Annotated in this window: 6 protein-coding genes and 3 pseudogenes; 7 read left to right on the forward strand and 2 right to left on the reverse strand. The window is 67.8% G+C overall.

Features of this window, described 5'->3' with window-relative positions; all coding sequences use genetic code 11:
* From ACPYO4_RS16140 to ACPYO4_RS16165, 6 genes are all read left to right on the forward strand, one after another.
* A partial coding sequence (locus ACPYO4_RS16140) for a transposase (RefSeq protein WP_425710275.1) occupies window positions 1–307 on the forward strand: 307 nt, incomplete at its 5' end.
* 54 nt (window positions 308–361) lie between these two features.
* A complete protein-coding gene (locus ACPYO4_RS16145; protein ID WP_425710276.1) occupies window positions 362–1,027 on the forward strand; it encodes a helix-turn-helix domain-containing protein in 666 nt (221 codons plus the stop codon).
* Between the two features lie 37 nt (window positions 1,028–1,064).
* Window positions 1,065–1,475, forward strand: a complete 411-nt coding sequence (locus ACPYO4_RS16150) for an arsenate reductase ArsC (protein WP_425710277.1) — start codon at window positions 1,065–1,067, stop codon at window positions 1,473–1,475.
* A gap of 5 nt (window positions 1,476–1,480) precedes the next feature.
* Window positions 1,481–2,473 carry a thioredoxin-disulfide reductase gene (trxB, locus tag ACPYO4_RS16155; RefSeq protein WP_425710278.1) on the forward strand — a complete coding sequence of 331 codons (993 nt, stop codon included), beginning with the start codon at window positions 1,481–1,483 and terminating at the stop codon, window positions 2,471–2,473.
* A 10-nt stretch (window positions 2,474–2,483) separates the two neighbouring features.
* Window positions 2,484–2,807, forward strand: a complete 324-nt coding sequence (gene trxA, locus ACPYO4_RS16160) for a thioredoxin (RefSeq protein WP_425710279.1) — start codon at window positions 2,484–2,486, stop codon at window positions 2,805–2,807.
* 289 nt (window positions 2,808–3,096) lie between these two features.
* Window positions 3,097–4,206, forward strand: coding sequence for a DUF5677 domain-containing protein (locus ACPYO4_RS16165; protein WP_425710280.1), 1,110 nt, complete (start codon window positions 3,097–3,099; stop codon window positions 4,204–4,206).
* Window positions 4,207–4,485: 279 nt separating this feature from the next.
* On the opposite strand, the pseudogene ACPYO4_RS16170 reads toward ACPYO4_RS16165, so the two are convergent.
* A pseudogene (locus tag ACPYO4_RS16170) lies at window positions 4,486–4,878 on the reverse strand (ISL3 family transposase); the annotation flags it as partial.
* A 62-nt stretch (window positions 4,879–4,940) separates the two neighbouring features.
* Here ACPYO4_RS16170 and ACPYO4_RS16175 point away from each other — a divergent pair.
* Window positions 4,941–6,127: pseudogene (locus ACPYO4_RS16175) on the forward strand (IS3 family transposase).
* Window positions 6,128–6,169: 42 nt separating this feature from the next.
* Here ACPYO4_RS16175 and ACPYO4_RS16180 read toward each other — a convergent pair.
* Window positions 6,170–7,015: pseudogene (locus ACPYO4_RS16180) on the reverse strand (transposase); the annotation flags it as partial.
* Between the last annotated feature and the right edge of the window lie 437 nt (window positions 7,016–7,452).

Consider the following 7,452-nt stretch of genomic DNA (forward strand, 5'->3'; position numbering starts at 1 on the left):
CGGGGACAAGGCCTACTCCTCCCGAGCGATCCGTCACCACCTACGCCGGCGCGGGATCGGCGCTGTCATCCCTGAACCGTCCGACCAGCAAGGACACCGCAAACGCCGTGGCCGCAAGGGCGGGCGGCCCGTCACCTACGACATCGAGGACTACAAGGGCCGCAACGTCGTCGAACGCGCCTTCAACGAGGACAAGCAATGGCGTGGCCTGGCCACCCGCTACGACAAGCTCGCCCTGACCTACCGCGGCGGCGCCGTCCTGCGGGCCATCACCCTCTGGCTCAAACGGTTAGGAGACACGCCCTAGCCCCGGACGCGTACCACTTGACTGCACCCAACCATCTCAGCCATCATTGACTCAATGGATACTGAGGCGCTTTCGCAGAGGGTGGGGCTCCACTCTGCTCTTGCCGACGCCGCCCGGTTACGGATCGTCGACACACTGACCCTGGGGGATGCCGCGCCCTCCGAGCTCGCACGAAGCATCGGCATGCCGTCCAACCTGGTGGCGCACCACCTGGCGGTCCTCGAGCGCGCGGGCATCCTCGCGCGGAAGAGGTCCGAGGGCGATCGCAGAAGGAGCTACGTCCAGCTCGTCCCTGGCGCGCTCGACGTCCTATCGCTCCGGCCGGCCCGTGTGGTCCCACGCGTGCTGTTCGTCTGCACCCACAACTCCGCCCGTTCTCACCTCGCGGCTGCCCTGTGGCGGCGGGCGAGCGCAGTGCCGGCGGCTTCGGCCGGCACGCACCCGGCCGATCGGATCAACCCGTCCGCGGTCGCCACCGCCGACCGGCACGGCTTGCACATGCCGTCGACCACCCCGCAGCACATCGACGCAGTACATGCCCCGGATGACTTCATCGTCAGCGTCTGCGACCGGGCGCACGAGGAGCTCGACATCCCGATCGACATCCACTGGTCCGTCCCGGAGCCCGTCGGCACGGGATCGAACGAAGCCTTCGAGGCGGCCTATGACGATCTCGCTCACCGGGTCACGAGCCTGGCCCAGGTCCTCGATCCAGCCTGACTGTCAGCACGTCCAGCCACCCCAAGGAAGTCACCACATGAGCAAGCAGCCCAGCGTCATGTTCGTCTGCGTCCACAACGCCGGGCGGTCCCAGATGGCCGCCGGATACATGAGCGCCCTGTCTGACGGCCGGGTCGAGGTCCGGTCGGCCGGCACCATGCCGGCGGAGCAGATCAACCCCGTCGCCGTGGAGGCGATGCGCGAGGAGGGTATCGACATCACCACCGCGCGTCCGAGGGTCCTGCAGGCCGACGAGGTCCAGTCCTCCGACGTGGTGATCACCATGGGTTGCGGGGATGAGTGCCCGTTCTTCCCGGGCGTGCGTTACGAGGACTGGCCCCTGGCCGACCCGGCGGGCCAGGGGATCGACGCCGTGCGCCCGATCCGCGACGAGATCCGCGGCCGCGTGGAGGTTCTCCTCGCCGAGCTCCTGCCCGTCAAGGCGTGATCCCCGTGACCACAGCTGCCGCTACGGCGGACGTCCGCGACGTCATCATCATCGGCTCCGGCCCTGCCGGCTACACAGCAGCCATCTACGCGGCCCGCGCCGAGCTGCGCCCGCTGGTCATCGCCGGCGAGCTCGACGCCGGTGGCGCCCTGATGAACACCACCGAGGTCGAGAACTTCCCCGGATTCCCCGACGGGATCATGGGACCCGACCTCATGGACAAGATGCAGATCCAGGCCGAGAAGTTCGGGGCCGAGGTAGTGTTCGCCACTGCCACCGCAGTCGACCTCACGGGGGCGGTCAAGACCGTCACCACCGACGAGGCCACCTACCGCGCGCGGTCCGTGATCCTCGCCAACGGCTCGGCCTACCGAAAACTCGGGCTCGACGACGAGGAGCGGCTGACCGGCCGCGGAGTGTCCTGGTGCGCGACCTGCGACGGGTTCTTCTTCCGCGGCCAGGAGATCGCCGTCGTGGGCGGCGGTGACAGCGCCGTGGAGGAGGCCACCTTCCTGACGAAGTTCGCCGACAAGGTCTACCTCATCCACCGCCGCGACAGCCTCCGCGCATCGAAGATCATGGCGGACCGCGCCCTGGCGAACGACAAGATCCAGCTGGTCTGGAACAGCGAGGTCACCGAGATCCACGGTCAGGACAAGGTCTCAGGACTCACCCTCCGTGACACAGCGACTGGCCAGACCCGCGACCTGCCCGTCACCGGCCTGTTCGTCGCCATCGGTCACGACCCCCGCACAGCCGTCCTCGACGGCCAGATCGAGCTCGACGACGAGGGCTACATCCTCACGGCCGCGCCCACGACCACCACCAACATCCCCGGCGTCTTCGCGTGCGGGGACGCGGTCGACCACACCTACCGACAGGCGATCACGGCCGCGGGCACCGGCTGCTCCGCAGCGCTGGACGCCGCGCGCTATCTCGCCAACCTTCCGGTGCTCACCCCCGAGCCCACTGCCTCCGAGCTCGCGCTCACCCACTGAGAGGACCGACATGAGCAGCGTTCCCGACATCACCGACGCCACCTTCGACGCCACGGTCCTCGGCTCCGACAAGCCTGTCCTGGTCGACATCTGGGCCACCTGGTGCGCCCCGTGCCGCCGCACGACCCCGATCATCGAGGAGCTCGCCGCCGAGCACGGCGACAAGATCCAGTTCGTCAAGGTCGACGCCGACGCCAACACCGAGACGGTCACCAGGTACGGCGTCACCTCCATCCCCACATTCAACCTGTTCGTGGGCGGCGAACTCGTCAAGAGCCTCACCGGTGCGCGGACGAAGACCCAGTTCCTCGAGGAGCTCGCCGAGTACCTCTGAGCCACCCAGGCCCACACGTACGCCCGACCGCCTTCCGACGGCTTCTACGAGGGGAGCCTCCGACACGCACGCTGACCTGGCTAATGGCACCTCTGCGTATCAAGCTCGGTCATACTGGCACCATCCAGAGGTCCGTTGCCGACTGAGTTCTCGCCCTCGGAGCGAATCACGCCACCAGTCGAGCCAGGGAGGCGACCACGGCGGTCCGGCCGTCGAGCAGAGCTGAGAGCCGGTGCCCGCCGGAACGCAGGGGCCGTGCTAGTGAGCGTGTACCCGTTAGGGTCGAGCCGTGACCGAGCCGGAAGCGTCGTCGCCGATCGATATCGAAGCGGCTGCCAATCGCGCGACCGCCCGGCTGCTCGATTACGTCGGCAACAGCGACGCGACCGACGAAGCGGCAGCCAGGTTCAGCGAGGACGTCAAAGTTGAGGGACGTGGCCTGGCCTCAGAGGCCCGCGAGCGCGCCGACGCGATCGGGGCAGCCGTCGAACGGGAGCGTACCGAGCATCGCGCCGAGCTCGCCCGCCTGTGGGGCCGGGCTCTCGATCAGTACCTCGCCGTCGCCCAACTCGCCGACGAAACCGTCTCGCACGTGCTCGAGCGCCGCCAGAACCAGGCGCGCTCCTCGTCATCGGTGGTGGACCCACGCTTGCAGGTCGTGGCGGCACTGCAGGCTCGGTTGTCTCGCGTCATGACCGAGGTGCACGCCCTCGCCTCCGACGGATTACCGAGAGGAGCGTTGGCGCGAGCCCGCACAGGTCACGAGATCTCGGTCTTCGCTACACTCTTGAGCGAGCACGGGGCCCCCGATGGCGACCACCCGGACCTCATCCAGCGGTTCGTCGACCACGCCCGCGTCCAGGCTTACCAGGACGCCAACACTTACCAGACCTCCGGTGCCGGCGACCTCAGCGACGAGCTCGTGAGGAAGTTCCGCCACGCCAGCGAGCAGGCGGTGACCGACCACGGCAAGGACTTCAAGGGCATCTACGGCTGGGCAGCAGTCCTCTTCCAGCCCCACCGTCGACTCCAGTTCCCGGACCTGGAGGACCTCGCGGGCCTCCGGCACACCCGCAGCTTTTACAAGTGGGCGAACCACGACGTGCACGCGACGGCCCGGAGCCTCGAGCTGAACACCCTGGTCGTTGGCGAAGACCGGGTCCGCTACCTAACTGGCCGCACCCTCGTCGGCCTCGCCGAACCCCTCAGCATGGCGCTGCACTCGCAACTCCAGGTCATGACCGCCTTGCTCATCGGAACTGGCGAATCTGAGAACGTGGTCTCGCTCGTTACCTGCACCATGCTCTCCGAGATGGTGCACAACGCCGACGACGAACTGGTCGCCGCCTCAGCACGAGCAGACTCGACTAATGACGATCTGTCGACACCGTCTCGCTGAGCCGAGCTCACCGGTCGCTTCGACAACGGCGCTACAGGCTCCGCGCCGGCGAGCGATGCACGCCCTCTGACGCGCGGCGGCGACTGCTGGTTGTGCCAGCTCAGCAGCATGTCTTCAACGGCCTGGTCCTCAGCATTGAGGGTGTAGACGCTCGGCTGACGCCACCACCCGCGCAGGTCACAAGCCCTGTCACCCGCTACGCGACAGGGGGCCGGCGACCGTCAGGGCGGGACTCTCATCGTGCATGCGGTGCAACAACGCCAGGTTTACTGGCTCTTCCTATTTGAGGTGGGGGTGGGTGAGTCCGCCGCCGATCAGGAGCATGCGGAGGCGGTAGTTGTCGCGGTTGCGGAAGCCGCGGGCGACGCGGCGGTGGAGCTCGATGAGTCCGTTGATGGCCTCGGTTCCGCCGTTGTTGGCTCGGCCGGTGGTGAAGTAGGCCAGGAACGCCTTGCTCCATTTCTTCAGGGTCTTGCCCAGTCGTCGGATCTCGGGGATCGGGCAGGTCGGCAGCGAGACCAGGAGCTTCTTCGCGATCTTCCTGCCGCGGGGCGGGTCGGGGTCCTGGTAGGCAGCGCGGAGCTGTTGGGCGCACTGCCAGGCAACATAGACCGCGTCGTGGCGTTCATCGGCAGCGATCGCGCGCCCGAGCCGGTCGCGCTGCCGGTCGGTGGGGTCTGCTGAGGGTTCGGTTGACTTCCTGACTGCTCTGCGGAGCGGAGAGGATGGCTCTCGTGCCGAAGATCTACTCAGAAGAGCTCAAGGCCAGCGCGTTGGAGCTGCTGGCTCAGGGGATGACGCAGCGGCAGGTCTGTGGCGACCTGGGGATGTCGAAGTCCGCGTTGCAGACCTGGGTCAACGAGGCTCGCCTGCGAGAACGCGGCTTCGAGCCCGCTCGCGGTGAGACCGCCGCGAGCGACGGGGAGCAGGCCCGGATGCTCAAACGGATCCGCGAGCTCGAGCAGGAGAACGAGATCCTGCGCAAGGCCACTGCCTATCTCTCCCAGGCCAACCTCGGCCCCGGGCAGGCCCGCCCAAAATGATGTACCCGCTGGTCCGTGACCTTGCCGCTGGCGTGATTCCCGTCGCGGTGACCTGCCGGGTGCTCGGCTTCTCCACGCAGGGCTTCTACCAGTGGCGCGCGAGCCCTGTCAGTGCTCGTGATCTGGAGGAGGCGCACCTGATCAACGCCGCCTACGACATCCACGCCGACGACCCCGAGTTCGGACACCGCTTCATCGCCGACGAGCTGAAGGACGCCGGCCACGCAGTGTCTGAGCGACGGGTGTGGCGGCTGTGCTCGCAGCAGCGGATCTTCTCGGCCACCGTGCGCCGCCGGCAGCGCTACGGCCGGCCGGGCCCACCGGTGTGCGATGACCTGCTCGAGCGGGACTTCACCGCCGAGACGCTGAACGCGACGTGGATGACCGATATCACCGAGCACCGCACCCGCCAGGGCAAGGTCTACCTGTGTGCCGTCAAGGACGCCTGCTCGGGCCGGATCGTCGGCTACGCCATCGATGCCCGAATGACCGCCGACCTGGCCGTCGCTGCCCTGCGGGACGCGGTCGCTCGCCGCGGCGGGACGGCCGTCGTGGCCGGCTGCATCGTCCACAGCGACAGAGGATCGCAATTTCGATCTCGGAAATTTCAGCGCGTACTCAAGGTCTACGGACTCCTCGGGTCCATGGGACGCGTCGGGGCTGCCGGGGACAACGCGGCGATGGAGAGCTTCTTCGCCACACTTCAGAAGAACGTGCTCGATCGGAAGCGCTGGGCTACCCGCGACGAGCTCCGGCTCGCGATCGTGCACTGGATCGAACGCACCTATCACCGACGACGACGGCAACGTCGACTCGGCAGGCTCACTCCGATTGAATACGAACTCGTCCACCACCACGCCGTCACCCTGGCGGCCTGACCCCGAAGTCAACGAAACCTTCAGCAGACCCGTGAGCTTGTCCTGTCCGCAGCGCAGGATGGTGCGGATCCCGTACAGCGGGTCGCCCTTGCGGCCGCGATGGCCAAGGGTGTCTTGCTGGACACGGCGACGCACGTCGTCGACCGCGGTGGTGCCGAGCTTGACCACGTGGAAGGCATCCAGGACAGCGGTCGCGTCCTGGAGGTAGTCATCGATGGCGTTCTTGTAGCCGTGGAACGGATCGAGGGTCGCGACTCGGACACCGTCGCGGAAGCTTTTTCCGCGCGCATGGAGCCAGTCGCTGTAGGCCTTGCCCGACCGGCCCGGGACGAGGTCGAGCAGCCGGGCCCGGACCACCCAGGTGCCCTTCGCGTCGCGGTGGCGGGTCAGATCGACCATCCCGGTCAGCATCTTCGGTCCGCGGCCGCCCTGGTCGTGGGGCCGTTGGCTGACGTGGTGCCAGACGTGCTCGTCCACACCCAAGCGCTCCACGCCCGCGTATCGGTCCTCGTCGGCAGCCATCGCCTCCAGCAGCGGACAGATCGCCGACCACACGGTGTTCCACGTCGTGCCCAGCTGGCGGGCCAGACCACGGACCGAGGCATGCTCTCCACGGAGCAGATCGATCGCCCACCAGGCCGCCCGCCGGGTCAGCAGCGCCCGCGGCAACGCGACCCGTTCGTCCTGCTCGGTGAAGGCCCCCACCGGGCACGCCTGGTCAGGGCAGCGCCAGATCCGCTTGCGCCACACCGCCTTGACCGGCCGGCCGAAGCACGGCGTGTCGATCAGCGTGACCTCACGACGGCCGTGACTGTGCGAAACCACGCCACAGGCCGGGCAGCCCATCACCGCCGGCGGCGACTCCACCCGCACGGTCAACCTCGCCATGGCGGCGGACCGCTCCACCCCGGTGACATGCAAGCCCTGAAGGCCAACGAGCAGATCGCAGCGCGAGCAGTAGTCCGTGTCGTGATCGCAGCGCGCGCCGTCGCACGCCGTAGGCTCTATCAACGTCGAGGCCTTCCGGTCGGGTCAGCTTGGTCGCTCCCGATCCTGAAGGCCTCGACCCCTGTAGCCCGCGCATCACGCCATCACCGGCGCGCCGCCCACCCCCACCCCAACTCGGAAGAGCCGGTTTACTGGTACCTCTGCGTATCAGGTATGTGCGTATGCAGACCGTTTGGACTCGGTCCTGGCCGAGTAGGCCGGATGCGACCATGCAAGGCGAGTTGCAGCATGGCCTGGGTTGAGCGGACGAAAACGTGCTCAACCATTCAGCGCCGAGATCTCCACCACCGCTGGCTGAGATCCGAGCGACGCTCGGG

It is taken from the genome of Georgenia sp. Z1491 (assembly GCF_049856175.1).
Taxonomy (GTDB): Bacteria; Actinomycetota; Actinomycetes; order Actinomycetales; family Actinomycetaceae; genus JB111.